The sequence below is a fragment of the Lentzea chajnantorensis genome (assembly GCF_054300775.1).
In genome coordinates this window covers 7,723,998-7,738,944 of sequence record NZ_JBSDZT010000002.1, presented here as the reverse complement: position 1 = coordinate 7,738,944, position 14,947 = coordinate 7,723,998, and the positions used below count along the sequence as shown (strand labels likewise).

Here is a 14,947-nt window from a genome sequence, read left to right as displayed (position 1 = left end):
GCGCTCCTCCGCCTGGTAGCGACGACATGTGCGGCCGTGCTGCTCCTGGCCTCGTGCGCGGGCAGTGACGAGTCCACGATGGTGGGCCGGGTCAGCAAGAACGAACGCATCGTCATCGCCGTGTCCTACGACCAGCCGGGCATGGCGGTGCGCCGGCTCGACGGCACCTACCGCGGGTTCGACGTCGACGTCGCGAAGTTCATCGCGAAGGAGATCGGCATCGACGAGCAGAACATCACCTGGAAGGAGGCGCAGCCCGGCAACCGGGAGACGCTGCTGACCACCGGTGAGGCCGACATGGTCGTCTCGACCTACTCGATCACGGAGAAGCGCAAGCAGGTCATCGACTTCGTCGGCCCGTACTTCGTCGCAGGCCAGGACCTCCTGGTGCGCCTGAACGAGAACCGCATCACCGGCCCGAAGTCGCTCAACGCGACCCTGCGGCTGTGCTCCACGGCCGGCTCCACGTCGGCGGCCTACGTGAAGGAGCAGTTCGCGAAGGACGTGAAGCTGGAGGAGTACGCCAAGTTCAGCGACTGCGTGACCGCCCTGCTGGCCAACAACGTCGACGCCGTCACGACCGACGACGTCCTGCTGGCGGGATACGCGGCGCAGAACCCGGAGCTGCTGCGGGTCGTCGGCGAACCGTTCAGCAAGGAGGAGTATGGCGTCGGCCTGCGCCGCGACGACCCCGAGAGCAAGGCGAAGGTCCAGGCCGCGCTGCAGAAGATGATCGACACGGGGGCCTGGCGCAAGTCGCTGGAGGCCAACATCGGATCTTCCGGCTACAAGATCCCCGACCCGCCGAAGCTCGCGGCCTGATCACACGGGGCGTGACGTAGGCTCACGCCACGTGAACCGCGTCCCGCCGCACCGCGCTGATCGACCTGTTCGCGCGGGCATCCCAGAACACGGCCGAGTTCCGCGCTACTACGCGGTCAAGGCCGAGCTGTTCGACCTCGTCGAGACCCTCGGCGAAGGTACCGTGCTGCCGTCCGAACGCGAGCTCGCCGAACGGTTCTCCGTCTCGCGCGTCACGCTGCGCCAGGCGGTCAGCGAGCTCGTGCTCGAAGGCAAGCTCCTCCGCCGCCAGGGCAGTGGCACGTTCGTCGCCCCGCCCAAGCTCGTGCAACCGTTGTCGCTGGTCAGCTACACCGAGGGCATGCGAAGGCAGGGGGTGGAGCCCACCCGCACGGTGATCACGCTGGAGGAGCTCAGCGCCGACGAGGGCCTCGCCCGCGACCTGGTGCTCGAACCGGGCGAGAAGGTCGTCCACCTCGAACGCGTGCTGCTCGCCGACGACGAGCGCATCGGCCTGGAGTCGACCTACCTGAGCAGCCGCCGCTTCCCCGACCTGCTCGACAAGCTCGACCCGGGCGGCTCGCTCTACGCGTGCCTCACCGAACGCCTCGGCGTGCGCTTCGCCGAGGCAGAGGAACGCGTCGAGACGGTCCTCGCCACCCCGCGCGAGGCACTGCTGATCGGCACGAACCCCGCTTTGCCGATGCTGTTGCTGCACCGCGTCTCCTACGACGTGGAAGGCCATCCGATCGAACGCGCGCGCTCGCTGTACCGGGGTGATCGGTTCAGCTTCGTCGCACGCCTGCACGCAGACCGTTAGGAACGGAACAAATACATCCTCGCGAGCGTCTAGGGACCATGGCGCTGGAACCGGAGATCGGGCTCGTCGGCAGAGACGAGCTGACCAGACTGGTCGAGTCGCTGGTCGAACGTCGTGGCAACCACCCCCTGCCGGTGGTCGTCGCGTACGGTCCCGGCGGCAGCGGCAAGACCTCGCTGCTCGACCACGTCCGCAGGCGCTACCGCGAGGCCCCGGTCGCCCACGTCGACCTCGACAAGGCCGGCTCCCGCTCCTGCAAGGACATCCTCGACGTCGCCGCCGAGCAGCTGCGCTCCTACCGGCACGCCGACTTCGGCCGGATGCGGCTGCCGCGCTACGACCTCGCCCGTCTCGCGTTCCACGGCGAACCGGCCGACGACCCGCACCACCGCGCCCGCGAGCTCGCCGCCAAGCAGATGACCCGGCTGGTCGCGGTCGCCGACGCCGCGGAGGTCGTCGAGGTGCTGCCCCCGGCCCAGGGCCTGGGCAAGGTGCTGCGGCCGTTGCTGTTGTGGCTCATCGGTCTCGCGGTCGTCGCACCGCAGCCGCTGCGGTGGCTGCTCGGCGGCCCGCGGGTCGCGCGCGCCCTGAGGTGGTTCGAGAACCACACCGGCAAGGAGCTCAAGGGCGGGCACCGGCCCAAGTTCGACGCGGCGCTCGTGCACCTGTGGGGCCTGCACCGCTCCGGGGAGACGCTGGAGCTCGACCGGGTGCTGGTCGCCGCGTTCCTGGCGGACGTCCAGGCCGCGTACCGGTTCCGCCGCTACCGCAGGATGAACTCCCTGCTGCTGCTCGACGGCGCCGACCTGCTCGACGGCATCGACTCCTACCTGCCGCCGAAACGCCCGCGGCCCGCCGCGCGTCCCACCGACTTCCTGCACCTGCTCGCGGAACGCCGGCTCGTGCAACCGGACGTGCCGCTGCTAGTCATCGCGACCAAGCAGGCCGCCCCGCCGCTGCCCGAGGCCGAGCTCGACCACACGGCCTGGCTGGAACGGTGCGAGAACGAACGGACCGCCCAGTCGATGTTCCTGCCGGTGCAGCTCAAGCCGTTCACGCCGGAGCAGACGCGGCAGTTCCTCGCCGAGTGGAACCGGGCCCGCAACAGCACCGTGGAGTCCGAGGCGCTCGTCGAGGAGCTGCACGAGGTCACGCACGGGCACCCGCTTGCGGTCCGCTTGGCCATCCAGCTCGTCCAGTACATGTTCGCGCGTGACCAGGTGCTGCCGTCGGTGCGCGCGGTGTTCGACGAACGCCTGCCGGTCGACGAGACCACGACGTTCCAGGACGCCACGGTCGGCGACTACCTGCTGCTGCGGTTCTTCCAGCGGATTCCCGGTGCGGAGGAGATGCCGGAACGCCAGGCCGCCCGCGAGATCTTCGCCCGCCTGGCCGCGCCGCGCGTGCTGGACCGGCACGTGGTCCACGCGCTGCTGCCGCGGGAGTGGGACCGCGACAACATGCGCGCTCTGCTGGCACAGCTCAGTTTCGCGTCCCGCCACGGCGACGACTTCGTGCTGCACCCGCTGCTGCGCGACCTGCTCGCCCGGCGGCTGCGGGAGGCACCGGACGGCGAGTTCTCGCACGTGGGCGTGCACCGGCTGCTGAAGGAGCGCTTCGACAGCCTCGGCCGCCGTGAGGACGCGCTCTACCACGCGCTCGCGCTCGGCGAGGTCCACTTCGTCGCACAACGGCTGCGGCCGCACGTCGACGAACGCGGTGACGGCTGGATCGCCGAGCTCGCCACCATCGCCGAGGCCCCGATGCCGCCGGGTGAGGGAGAAGAGCCACGTGAGGAGGAATCACGCGCGTGGTGGCAGCGGTTGCGCGGCACCAGCGCCCGCCGGACCCTGCACCGCCACGTCGACCGCGTCGTGCGCCCGGAGACCGCGCTGCTCGAAGACGCCGTCCTCGCGACGTGGGACCTGCGTTCCCGCAGCCGCACCGCGCGGCCGACCGTCGAGATGTACGACCGGGTGCTGCGCTCGCACCAGGAGCTCCACGGTCCCGAGGAACGCCTGACCTCCTACCGCGCGACGAAGAGGGCGCTTGAGCACAACACGCCCGCCTCACCGCCCGCGCCGCTGCCGCGCCAGTCCACCGTCGGCGTCCACCCGTACCCACGGCACTGGCCCGGCCGCAACGGCGTGCGCCGCGTCGTCGTCTACCTCGTCGCGGTGCTGCTCGTGGGGTACGGCGCGGCGTTCTACCTCCAGAACAGCACCCACTGCCTGCGTTACGGCATCTACGAACCCGGCGAGCTCGTCGCCGACCTGTCCGGCCACCGCACCCGTCTGTCCAAAGTGGATGACGTGCAGTGCGTCGGGATGAGCGAACGGCCCGGCCGGTTCGCCCACGGCGACCCGACCCTGCAGAACAGCGACGACGCCGAGGTCGGCGAGCTGGCCCAGCTGATCGCCGACGAGAACGCCAGGGTCGCGAAGGCCAAGGACCGCCCCAGCGTCACGATCGTCGTCGCCACCATGCTCAGCTCCACGGAGCGGGTGAAGCGCGACCTGTCGGCCGGCGTGAACGAGCTGCGCGGCGCCTACCTCGCCCAGCACGAGTGGAACCAGCTCGACGGCATCGCCCGCAACCCGTTGGTGCGCCTGGTGCTCGCGAACTTCGGCGGCGAGTCGGCGCACGCGAGGGTGGTCGCCGAGCAGATCAAGACCTACGCCGAACGCGACCGCACCGTCGTCGCGGTGACCGGGCTCGGGCAGAGCCGCGCCTCCACCGCCGCGGCGCTGCAGGCGCTGGCACCCACGAAGGACCGCCAGGTCGGCGTCCCGATGGTCGGGTCGGCGCTGTCGTCGACGACCTACAGCCAGAAGCCGTACTTCTTCCGCATCGCGCCGTCCAACGACCGGCAGGCGGAGGTCGTCGCGCGGATCATCGAACGCACCGAGGCGTTGCGCGGCCGCCCGCTGCACCTCGTGCACAGCCCGGGAGACGAGTACAGCGCCGATCTGGCGCAGCTCTTCGAACGCCGGCTGCGTCCCAGGATGCACGGCTACGACGAGAGCACAACCGTGGCCGCGCAGCTCGCGCACGTCGTCATGGACATCTGCGGCAAGTCCCGCAACCCGCTCATCCTCTACACCGGCCGCACCGCGGAGATCGGCGGGCTGCTGACCGAGCTCAGCGGCAACGGCAACTGCCAGGACCCCGTCGTCTTCGGCGGTGACGACCTCACCCAACTGGAGACGACGAACTTCGCGGACCTGGAGGGCGTCAAACAATTCGCCGACGGGAGGTTGTACTTCTCCACGTTCGCGTGGACGCCGGACATGGCGCAAGTTCCGCAAACGACGCAACAGTTCTTCCGGCTTTACGAAACAGCGCAGAACCGGCACGTGCGGCGCGCATTTCTTTCGGGCCCCAACGGACACATCCTCCTCGCCTATGATGCGGTGAAGGTCGTCGCGCGCGCCGCTGAACACGGTGAGGCCCGGCAGGCTGTTTTCCAGTACCTGCGTACTTTGCGTGACTTCGACGGCGCGTCCGGGAGGCTGACGTTCGCCCGGGACGACGCCAGCGGCACGTCCGGCTGCGACCCGGTCGACAAGCTGGTCGTCGCGCAGGTCGTCAAGCTGGACAACGGAGTTCTCGTGTCCCGGCACGTTGCGCACGAGGGCACGTGAACGGCAGGAGAAGTGACTGAAGGTCACCGGAATCCTGCCTGGGCCCGGGAAGATACCGCCCGTTCGCACTCGTTTCCGGGAAAGGCTGCGGAGGTACTGTTGACGGCACGAACTCAAGACGTCCGCAGCGGTGCGGAGGAGCGGGGGTGTGCCGTGTCCTTCAAGGCGGAGTTCCTCGCTGAGCTGGAGGACTGCCTGCGCGGTTATGGCGCGGTTCCGGTGAGCAACCCCGACGCGCTGGCGTTGTTCGTGGAGTTCGTCCGCTCACTTCCGGAGACCGACCAGAGGCTGCGGTGCCTCGAAGGCGTCGACCAGGGGTCCGGGTCGTTCTGGAACAACCCGGCGGTGTGGTGGGAGCAGGTGCCGCGCTTCGGGACGGGACTGGCCCGGTGCGGGTCGGCGGAGTGCCGCAAGCTGCTCGACGACATGCTCGACGAGGCCATCAGCGACGAGATCGACGTGCTGGAGATGGAGATCCGCGAGCTGCCCAGCTGACCGCCGGCGAGCTGGTGCGGACATGCCTGCCGGCGCCGCAACCTGTTACGGCCGCGGCGCCGGGGCGTTGGATCACCTGGTCGCTACGAGCGACCTGAACAGTTCCCGATAGCGGTGGAGCGCGAGTCGCAGCTCCTCGGTCTCGTGCTTGCCCTCGCCCTTCCACTGCTGGGAGAGCGTGCGGTGGCGCGAGGTCAGCTCCTCGATCGCCTTCTGCACGAGGTCGTCCGCCTTGCGCACCGCGGCGTGCGGGTCGTCGACGAACTCGAACTGCACCGCCTGCCACTCGTCCTCGAGCCGGCCCGGCAACCGCTCGGCCTGGGGGCGCTCGGACTGGGAGCGCTCGGCCTGCGCCGTGTGCGCGGTCTGGGTGTGGGTCTGGCGTCCGGACTCCTGCGCCCGGCCGTCGTGACGCACGGCGTCCTGGCGGTGGGTCTCGTGGCGCTGCGTTTCCTGGCGCTGGGCCTGCTGCGGCACGACGTCGCGCTGGTGGGTTTCCCGTTGCGCGGCCAGGTTCTCGTGCTGACCACCCTCGCGTTGCACGCCTTCACGCTGCGTGCCCTCGCGCTGGGCGTCGGCGCGCTGCATGTCCTCGCGCTGGGCGTGCGCGGCGCGTTCCTCACGCCGCTCCTCGCGCACCGTCTGGTCCTTCTGCTCCTGCTGTGCCTGCGCTGCCGCGGCCCGTGAGTGGACGGCCTCAGACATCGCTCTTCTCCTTCCGGGGAACGTCCTTGCGGGAACCCGCGCCGCGTTCGAGCAGGTCGTCGAACAGCTCGCGGTAGTGCACCATCGCGGTGCGCAGGTCCTCGGTGCTCGCCTCGCCGATCTCCTGGCGTTCGGAGATGTCGTGGGCCTTGCGGTAGTGCTCCAGCGTCCGCGCGTGCTCGACGGACAGCACGCTCAGCTGCGCCTCGTACCCCTCGGTGGGGTACCCGCGCTCGGCCATCAGGTCGGTCACCAGTCGGTCGGCGTCCGCGATCGCCGTGTTCGGCGAGTCGACGAACTTGGCCTGCACGGTGGCCCAGTGCCGGCGGTAACTCTCCTGCGCCGCAGGGGAAAGCGGCTTCAGGTCGAACTCGCTGTGGCGGTGCTCCCGCTCGGCGAGCTCCTTCTCCGCGGCCGTCCTGTCGTCACTTTCCGCGACCGCGCGGTCGTACTCGGGGCCGAAGCGGTCGCGCAGCTTCTTGCGCTGCATGGCGGGCCTCAGCACGAACGCGAGGACCACCAGCACCACGAGAACCGCGACCACCAGACCGATGATGGCGCCCGTTGACATGGAAAACCTCCAAGACAGGCAGGAACTCTGCTGTCCGGAGGCTTTCCAATGCGCGCGCCGGGGAAACATTCAACCCTTGATACAAACCACCTGCTTGAGCTTGGCGACCACCTCGACCAGGTCGGACTGGTTCGCCATCACGGTGTCGATGTCCTTGTAGGCGCCCGGGATCTCGTCCACCACACCGGAGTCCTTGCGGCACTCCACCCCACTTGTCTGGTCGGCGAGATCCTGCGTCGTGAACGTCTTGCGGGCCTTGTTGCGCGACATCCGCCGGCCCGCGCCGTGCGACGCCGACTGGAACGAGTCGGGGTTGCCGAGCCCGCGCACGATGTACGAACCGGTGCCCATCGAACCGGGGATGATGCCCAGCTCACCGCGGCCGGCGCGGATCGCGCCCTTGCGGGTCACCAGCACGTCCTCGCCGAAGTGCGTCTCCTCCGCGACGTAGTTGTGATGACAGGAGATCGGCTCCTCGAACGCGATGTGCGGGAACTCCGCGCGCAGCACGTCGGACACCAGGCGCAGCATGACCGAACGGTTGCGCCGCGCGTAGTCCTGCGCCCAGTACAGGTCGTGCCGGTAGGACGCCATCTCCGGCGTGCCCGCGAGGAACACCGCCAGGTCCGGGTCCGGCAGCTCGGCGTTGTGCGCGAGCGTGCGCGCCACCGCGATGTGGTGCTGCGCCAGCTCGTTGCCGATCCCGCGCGACCCGGAGTGCAGCATCATCCACACCCGCTGGTCGCCGTCGAGGCAGACCTCCAGGAAGTGGTTGCCGCCGCCGAGCGTGCCCATCTGGTGCATCGCCTTGTCGGCACGCGCCTTCACGGCCGGCGTCAGGTCGTCGAACCGCCGCCAGAACGATCCCCAGTCGGACGCGTCCCTCTCGGTGAACGCCGTCGCCCTGTGCTGGCCGAACCCGACGGGCACGACCGACTCCATGCGCGACCTGAGACCACGCAACGTCTCCGGCAGATCGCTCGCCGTGAGCGACGTGCGCACGGCGGTCATGCCGCAGCCGATGTCCACGCCGACGGCCGCGGGGGAGACGGCGTCGCGCAACGCGATCACCGAACCCACCGTGGCCCCCTTGCCGTAGTGCACGTCCGGCATCACCGCAATGTGCTTGACGGCCCACGGCAGCGCGGAGATGTTCTGGAGCTGTCGCATGGCGAACTCCTCGACCTCGTCGGGCCGGGTCCACATGCGGATGTCCACGTTCTGGCCGCGGACGACGGTTGCTGCCATGAGAACGAGGTTAGGCCGCGTTCTCGTTGATCCACAAAGGAGTTTCCGCGGCCGACACGAACTCCCAGGTGCCCTTGCGCACCTTCGCCCTGCTCATGTCGCCGCCCAGGGACGTGACGAACGCGCGCACGACCGGCAGGTCTCCGACGCCGGCGATGAGGATCGCCCGGTTCTGGAGCGTGACGCTGCCGCCACCGAGCGTCTCGCGCGCCACGGCGTCGTTGAGCAGGCCTTCCCGCAGCTGCTGCGCGGTGATGCCGTCGACCTCGACCTGCACGGCGTCGACCTGCGGCGAGTTCGCGGGCAGGAAGCGGAACGTCAGCACCGACTCCTGCCGGAACCGCTTGCCGATCGTGGCGGCGGCGTGCCGCAGGCCCTCCTCGCCGAGGGTGACGTCGAACTTGCGGGAGCGCTCGAACGTCGTCCGCTGCTGCTCGCTCGACCAGAACACGCCGTCGAGCAGCGTGGAGCGGGTGGTGACGCCGCCGTGCGCGAAGACGATGCCGCGGACCTCGCGGTCGAAGCCGGTCAGCCGGTCCCGCAGGCGGGGGTCGGCGGGGTCGGTGATGATCGCGGTGTTGTTCGTCGCGAAGATCTCCGGCAACGGCAACGAGGTGCCCGCCGCCGTTCCGGTGGAGACAGAGAACGCCAGCACCGAGGTGACTGCAACGAGTAGTTTTCGCATGCGCGTCAAGGTATTGGCCCGAGCCGGTCGGCGTGCGGAATCCCAGCAGGCGGGCCGGGTCGATCATTGACAGCCGCACAGAACGTGAGAATCCTTCAGTCATGGATCGCGTGTGCGTCATCGGAGCGGGTTCGTCCGGCATCGCCGCTTGTCAGGTGCTGAGCGCCCGCGGCGTCGACTACGACTGCTACGAGGCCGGCTCCGACATCGGCGGGAACTGGCGCTACCTCAACGACAACGGCATGTCGTCCGCCTACCGCTCGCTCCACATCAACACCTCGCGGCAGATGATGGAGTTCAGGTCCTTCCCGATGCCGGCACACCTGCCGGCGTACCCGTCGCACTTCCAGATCGCCGAGTACTTCGACGACTTCGTGAAGCACCACGGCTTCCGCGACCGCATCCGGTTCCGCACCGAGGTCACGTCCGTGGTGCCCACCGCCGGGGGCTACGCGGTCACCTCGCGCGACCGGGACACGGGGGAGCCGGTCACGACCTCGTACGGCTCGGTCGTCGTCGCGAACGGGCACCACTGGTCGCCGCGCTGGCCGGAGCCGGCGTTCGAGGGCACGTTCGACGGCGAGCAGATGCACGCGCACTTCTACAAGACGCCGGAGCGGTTCGCCGGCAAGAAGGTCCTGGTGCTCGGCATCGGCAACTCGGCCTGCGACATCGCCGTCGAGTCGTCGCGGGTGTCCGCGCGGACGTTCCTGGCGATGCGCCGCGGCGCGCACATCATGCCGAAGTTCCTGTTCGGCATGCCTACCGACCACCTGACGACCTCACCGCTCGCCCGGTTCGCGCCGTCGTGGCTGCAGGCGCTGTCACTGCGGCTCATGCTGCGGATCTCGCGCGGCAAGCTCACCGACTACGGTCTGCCGCAGCCCGCGCACGGCATCCTCGCCGCGCACCCGACGGTGTCCGACGACCTGCTCACCCGGCTCGGGCACGGCGACATCACGGTGAAGCCGAACGTCGCCCGGCTCGACGGGACCGGTGTCGTCTTCACCGACGGCAGCCGCGAGGACGTCGACGTCATCGTCTACTGCACCGGGTACAAGGTCGAGTTCCCATTCCTGGAGGCGTCCGCGTTCCCCTCGGTGTCGTCGGCCGACAACGAGGTGTCGCTCTACAAGCGGGTCGTCGACCCCGAGCACCCCGGGCTCTACTTCCTCGGGCTGATCCAGCCGCTCGGGGCGGTCATGCCGCTCGCGGAGGCGCAGGCCGAGTGGGTCGCCGACCTGCTCACCGGACGGGCGGTGCTGCCGCCGGTGCCGGACATGAAAGCGGAGGTCCTCGCGTACCGGCAGGGGCTGCGCAGCCGGTACGTCGCGTCGAAGCGGCACACCCTGGAGGTCGACTTCCTCGGGTACCAGCGGGAGCTGCTGGCGGAACGGCGCCGCACGCCCGCTCACTGATATATCGGCTGCTTCGTAGCTCACGACACCCTGCTGACCTGTACCTTAGCAATGAGTCTTTGGACGACGACCGCAAAGAATCGTTGCAAAGGGGCAGGGCAGCAGCCAGCTGGAGGTGAGCTGACGGTGGTGAGCTGACGGGTGGTGAGCTACGGGAAGGCTGGGGCAGGCGTGACGGGGGAGCGGGCTGGGTACGGTCCAGGTGTGGCTCAGGTGATCGTGCTCAACGGCGGGTCCAGCGCGGGCAAGTCCGGGATCGCGCGGTGCCTGCAGGCGGTGTTCCCGGAGCCGTGGCTGGCGTTCGGGGTGGACACGCTGATCGACGCGATGCCGGCGCGGTTGCGGCTCGGCGAGGAGGGCATCGGGTTCGCCGACGACGGTGAGGTGACCGTCGGCGGGGAGTTCCGCGAGCTGGAGGACGCGTGGATCGGCGGTGTCGCCGCGATGGCACGGGCCGGGGCGCGCGTGATCGTGGACGAGGTGTTCCTCGGCGGCACGGAGTCGCGGGCGCGGTGGGAGAAGGCGCTGCACGGGCTCGACGTGGTGTGGGTCGGGGTGCGGTGCGACGCGACGGTCGCCACCGGGCGTGAGCTCGCCCGCGGGGACCGGGTGAGCGGCATGGCGGAAGCGCAGGCGGACCTGGTGCACCGGGACATGACCTACGACGTCGAGGTCGACACCACGCACACCGAGTCACTGGACTGCGCGAAAGCGATTGCGGGTTTCCTGAGCAGCAAGAACGGCTGAGCCAGGGGGTTCGGTGGGCGCCACACCGAACCGGTGAACGGGACTCAGGTCAGCAGCACTCGCAGCACGTGCAGCACTCGTCCGTCATCGGGATCACCTCCCCTCCGGTGGGCACCACGGGGGACAGTCGGTGCTCTCGACCATCTCCGCCAGCTCGGTGCGGAGCCGGGCCAGCCGCGTCATCTCGGCGTCGATGTCCGCGATGTGCCGCCGCAGCAGCTCCGAGGCGGGTTCGCACGGGCACTCGCCGGTGTCGCGGACGGCCAGCAGCGAGGCGATCTCGCGCAATGTGAGCCCGAACCGCTGGCAGTCGCGGATGAACCGGATCCGCTCGGCGGCCGCCTCCGGGTACTGCCGGTAGCCCGACGACGTGCGCGGCGGGGGAGCGAGCAACCCCGCCCGCTCGTAGTACCGCACCGTGTCCGGCGCGACCCCCACCTCCCGTGCGAGCTCCGCAACTCTCATGCCGCCCACGCTAAACCTGGGAGTGCACTCCAGGGTCAAGCACGACGAAGGGGGCGGCCGGCGTGATGCCGGCCGCCCCCTTCGGGCGAACGGGTCAGTGCACGCCGAGCACGCCGTCGACGCGGCGCGGGATGCCCAGCGGGTTCGCGTCCTGCAGCTCGGCCGGCAGCAGGGCGTCCGGCCACGACTGGTAGGTCACCGGTGCGATCCAGCGGCGGATCGACGTCGCGCCCACCGAGGTGTGCAGCGGGTTCGTCGTCGACGGCCACGGGCCACCGTGGTGCTGGCCCCACGCCACGGCGACACCGGTCGGCCAGGCGTTGAAGATGATGCGGCCCGCGACGTGCCGCAGGACCTCGGCGACCGCACCGGCCTCGGCGTGGTCCGACTCGGCCGCGTGCACGGTGCCGGTCAGCGTTCCCGGCAGCTTCGCGAGCACGGGGTGCAGCTCCGCGGGCGACGAGTACGTCACGACCAGCGCCGCCGGGCCGAAGTGCTCCTCGGTCAGCTTCTCCAGGTTCTGCTCGAACACCGAGATCGGCACGCTGAACAGCCGCGGCGACACCGCCCACGCCTCGTCCGGCCGGCTGCCGGTCGACACGACGGTCACCAGGTCCGACGCGGCCAGCGCGTCCGTCGAGGCGGTGTAGGAGTCGCACATCCGCTCGTTGAGCATCGCGCCACCGGCCGTCGCCGCCACCGCCTCGCCCAGCGCGGGCACCAGCTCCGCGGGCGCGAACACCAGGCCGGGGTTCGTGCAGAACTGGCCGACGCCCATCGTCAGCGACTGCGCGAAACCGGCGGCGACGTCCGGGGTCGCCGCACCCGGCAGGATCACCGTCGGGTTCACGCTGCCCAGCTCGCCGTAGAACGGGATCGGGTCCGGCCTGCCCTGCGCCAGGTCGAACAACGCCCGCCCGCCACCGGTCGACCCGGTGAAGCCGACAGCCCGCACGACCGGGTGCTGCACCAGGGCCACACCGGCCTGGGTGCCGTAGACGATCCCGAACACGCCCTCGGGCGCACCGGCCGCGCGCAGCGCGTCCACGACCACGCGGGCGGTCTCCCGCGAGGTCGACGGGTGCGCCGAGTGTGCCTTCACCACGACGGAACAGCCGGACGCGAGCGCGGACACCGTGTCACCGCCGGCCACCGAGAACGCGAACGGGAAGTTCGACGCGGAGAACACCGCGACCGTCCCCAGTGGACGCAGCACGCGGCGCAACACCGGGCGCGGCGGGATGATGTCCGGGTTCGCCGAGTCCAGCGTCGCCTCGACGTAGCTGCCCTCGCGCAGCACCTCCGCGAACAGCCGCAGCTGGTTCGTCGTGCGCTTGAGCTCGGTGGTCAGCCGCGGCACGCCCAGCGCCGTCTCGCTGTCCGCCGTGGAGACCAGCAGCTCCGACTCCGCGTCGAGCGCGTCGGCGACCTCCTCCAGCACCACCGCGCGGTCGGCGGCCGGCGCGAGCGACCACGCCGGGAACGCGACGGCGGCAGCCGAGGCGATCCGGTCCACCTCGCTGTCCGGGGTCTTGGCGACCGGTTCGCCGAACGGCTCACCGGTGCGCGGGTTGTATCCCTGAACGACGTGGCTCAACGCCCTGCCTCCTTGACTGCCGTGTCGAAATCGGGGCCGCACCAGGCCCCGCCCACGTACTTGCCCGCATACGACGACGGGTCGAGCTCACCGCCGTGCGCGGCCAGCACCTCTTCCGCGAACACCTCGGAGTCGTCCTGCGGTTCGTAGCCCAGCGCGCGGGCCTCGTCGAGCGAGAACCAGCCGCGCGTGTTGGCCGAGACGCCCCACACGATCCGGAACCCCGGTGAGGCGACCGACAGCGCCGCCTCGAACAGCCGGGCGCCGTCGTCGGGTGACATCCACGTCGACAGCATCCGCACGTCGCGCGGCTTCGGGAAGCACGAGCCGATGCGCAGTGCGATCACGTCCATCCCGTAGCGGTCGGCGTACAACGACCCCAGCGCCTCCAGCGCCACCTTCGACACACCGTAGTAGGTGTCCGGGCGCGGGAAGAGGTAGTCACCGGCCTCGCCGTCGGCGCGTTCGACGTACCCGACGGCGTGGTTGGAGCTCGCCAGCACCACCCGCCGCACACCGCAGCGGCGCGCGGCCTCCAGGACCGTGTGCGTGCCGTCGATGTTGACCCGCAGGATCTTCTCCCACGACTCCTCCAGGCTGTGCCCGCCGAGGTGGATCACGGCGTCCACGTCCCGCATCGCCGCCTCCATCGCGGCCATGTCGGTCACCGACGCCTGGACGAGCTCGACGTCCTCGCCGTCCGCCGCGGCGGGCAGCTCGGCGATGTCCAGCAGCCGCAGGACACGGCCCTGTGCGGCGAGCCGGGGACGCATGAGCGTTCCCACCACGCCGGCCGCGCCGGTGATCAGGATGCGTGCGGTCACGGGTTCGACCCCTCCGTCGTGTGCGTGTGTCTGGTGGAGCTCGGGTTCAGCGGCCGAACTGGCGGAGGAGCTCGGTGATCGTCCTGGCGGCGTCCAGCAGGGCGGCGATGACCTGCCGCTCGTGTTCCGGGGTCAGCCGGCCCAGCGGGACCGAGCAGCTCATCGCGTCCAGCACGGGGTTGCGGTACGGCAGGGCGACGGCGAAGCAGCCGAGCCCCGGCGTGTTCTCCTCGCGCTCGTGGGCGTACCCGGCGTTGCGGAACCCGGCGAGCTGCTCGTGCAGGGCCGCCCGGTCGGTCACCGTGTTCGGCGTCAGCGGCGCCAGCCCGTCGGGGAGGATCAGGTCGACCTCCTCCGGCGTCCGCGTGGACAGCACGGCCTTGCCCAGCGACGTGGAGTGCGCGGGCAGCCGGCGGCCGACGCGCGAGACGACGCGCAGGTGGTGCTCGGACTCGCGGCTCGCCAGGTAGACGACGTCGGCACCGTCCAAACGGGCGAGGTGCACGGTCTCGTTGATCTCCTGGCGCACCTGCTCCATCACCCGGATGGCCGCCCGCACGACGGGGTCGTGGTCCAGGTAGGACGTACCGACGAGCAGCGCGCGAACGCCGATGCCGTAGGTGCCCCTGTCCGAGTCGACCTCCACCCAGCCGCGCGCGACGAGCGTCTGCAGCAGCATGTAGAGGCTGGACTTGGGGTAGCTGAGCTCGCGGTGCAGCTCCGTGAGCGTCAGCCTGCGGTCTGACGCGGACAGCACCTCGAGCAGCTCCACCGTGCGGTCGGCGGACTTCACCGCACCCGGACGAGCCGTGCCCTTGTCGATCGGCGACGCCACCTGGCCTCCTCGAAACAGGAAAGCAACTTGCCCTTGACACGTTGCTGTCCTGATTCTTACAGTCCTGCACCAGGTTCACAAGTACGACCCAG

The 14,947-nt window shown here is 70.1% G+C and carries 14 protein-coding genes; 6 read left to right on the top strand and 8 right to left on the bottom strand.

The annotated features are described in order from the left end of the window. Positions 1–36 precede the first annotated feature (36 nt). From ACVDFE_RS36930 to ACVDFE_RS36915, 4 genes are all read left to right on the top strand, one after another. Entirely contained in the window at positions 37–822 is a 786-nt protein-coding gene (locus tag ACVDFE_RS36930) for a glutamate ABC transporter substrate-binding protein (RefSeq protein ID WP_360398388.1), read from the top strand. 31 nt (positions 823–853) lie between these two features. Further along, positions 854–1,621, top strand: coding sequence for a GntR family transcriptional regulator (locus ACVDFE_RS36925; RefSeq protein WP_360398386.1), 768 nt, complete (start codon positions 854–856; stop codon positions 1,619–1,621). A 38-nt stretch (positions 1,622–1,659) separates the two neighbouring features. Beyond that, positions 1,660–5,265 (top strand): hypothetical protein, encoded by a 3,606-nt coding sequence (locus tag ACVDFE_RS36920; protein WP_458433696.1) that lies wholly within the window; start codon positions 1,660–1,662, stop codon positions 5,263–5,265. A gap of 153 nt (positions 5,266–5,418) precedes the next feature. Then, on the top strand, positions 5,419–5,760 hold the full coding sequence (locus tag ACVDFE_RS36915) for a hypothetical protein (protein WP_360398382.1): 342 nt from the start codon (positions 5,419–5,421) through the stop codon (positions 5,758–5,760). Between the two features lie 72 nt (positions 5,761–5,832). Here ACVDFE_RS36915 and ACVDFE_RS36910 read toward each other — a convergent pair whose 3' ends face one another. The 4 genes from ACVDFE_RS36910 to ACVDFE_RS36895 form a co-directional block, all read right to left on the bottom strand. Next, entirely contained in the window at positions 5,833–6,465 is a 633-nt protein-coding gene (locus tag ACVDFE_RS36910) for a hypothetical protein (protein ID WP_458433695.1), read from the bottom strand. Beyond that, a complete protein-coding gene (locus ACVDFE_RS36905) occupies positions 6,458–7,036 on the bottom strand; it encodes a hypothetical protein (protein ID WP_360398378.1) in 579 nt (192 codons plus the stop codon). The genes ACVDFE_RS36910 and ACVDFE_RS36905 overlap by 8 nt, the downstream gene beginning before the upstream one ends. Before the next feature lie 69 nt (positions 7,037–7,105). After that, the gene (locus ACVDFE_RS36900) at positions 7,106–8,284 is read right to left on the bottom strand and encodes an RtcB family protein (protein ID WP_458433694.1); all 1,179 of its coding nucleotides are present in this window, start codon (positions 8,282–8,284) and stop codon (positions 7,106–7,108) included. Between the two features lie 10 nt (positions 8,285–8,294). Further along, complete coding sequence (locus ACVDFE_RS36895) at positions 8,295–8,939, bottom strand: hypothetical protein (RefSeq protein WP_458433693.1); 645 nt, start codon at positions 8,937–8,939, stop codon at positions 8,295–8,297. A gap of 131 nt (positions 8,940–9,070) precedes the next feature. Here ACVDFE_RS36895 and ACVDFE_RS36890 point away from each other — a divergent pair, with 131 nt between their 5' ends. Further along, positions 9,071–10,387, top strand: coding sequence for an NAD(P)-binding domain-containing protein (locus ACVDFE_RS36890; RefSeq protein ID WP_458433692.1), 1,317 nt, complete (start codon positions 9,071–9,073; stop codon positions 10,385–10,387). 204 nt (positions 10,388–10,591) lie between these two features. Next, complete coding sequence (gene cpt, locus ACVDFE_RS36885; RefSeq protein ID WP_458433691.1) at positions 10,592–11,134, top strand: chloramphenicol phosphotransferase CPT; 543 nt, start codon at positions 10,592–10,594, stop codon at positions 11,132–11,134. A gap of 93 nt (positions 11,135–11,227) precedes the next feature. Here the strand turns inward: cpt and ACVDFE_RS36880 are convergent, their stop codons facing one another. The 4 genes from ACVDFE_RS36880 to ACVDFE_RS36865 all read right to left on the bottom strand — a co-directional run bounded on the left by ACVDFE_RS36880 (position 11,228) and on the right by ACVDFE_RS36865 (position 14,855). After that, complete coding sequence (locus tag ACVDFE_RS36880) at positions 11,228–11,599, bottom strand: heavy metal-responsive transcriptional regulator (RefSeq protein WP_360398368.1); 372 nt, start codon at positions 11,597–11,599, stop codon at positions 11,228–11,230. A 94-nt stretch (positions 11,600–11,693) separates the two neighbouring features. Further along, positions 11,694–13,196: an aldehyde dehydrogenase (NADP(+)) gene (locus ACVDFE_RS36875; protein WP_458433690.1), complete on the bottom strand. Its 1,503-nt coding sequence runs from the start codon at positions 13,194–13,196 to the stop codon at positions 11,694–11,696. Beyond that, positions 13,193–14,020, bottom strand: a complete 828-nt coding sequence (locus ACVDFE_RS36870) for an NAD-dependent epimerase/dehydratase family protein (protein WP_458433689.1) — start codon at positions 14,018–14,020, stop codon at positions 13,193–13,195. The genes ACVDFE_RS36875 and ACVDFE_RS36870 overlap by 4 nt, the downstream gene beginning before the upstream one ends. A gap of 46 nt (positions 14,021–14,066) precedes the next feature. Then, positions 14,067–14,855, bottom strand: coding sequence for an IclR family transcriptional regulator (locus tag ACVDFE_RS36865; protein ID WP_360398362.1), 789 nt, complete (start codon positions 14,853–14,855; stop codon positions 14,067–14,069). Between the last annotated feature and the right edge of the window lie 92 nt (positions 14,856–14,947).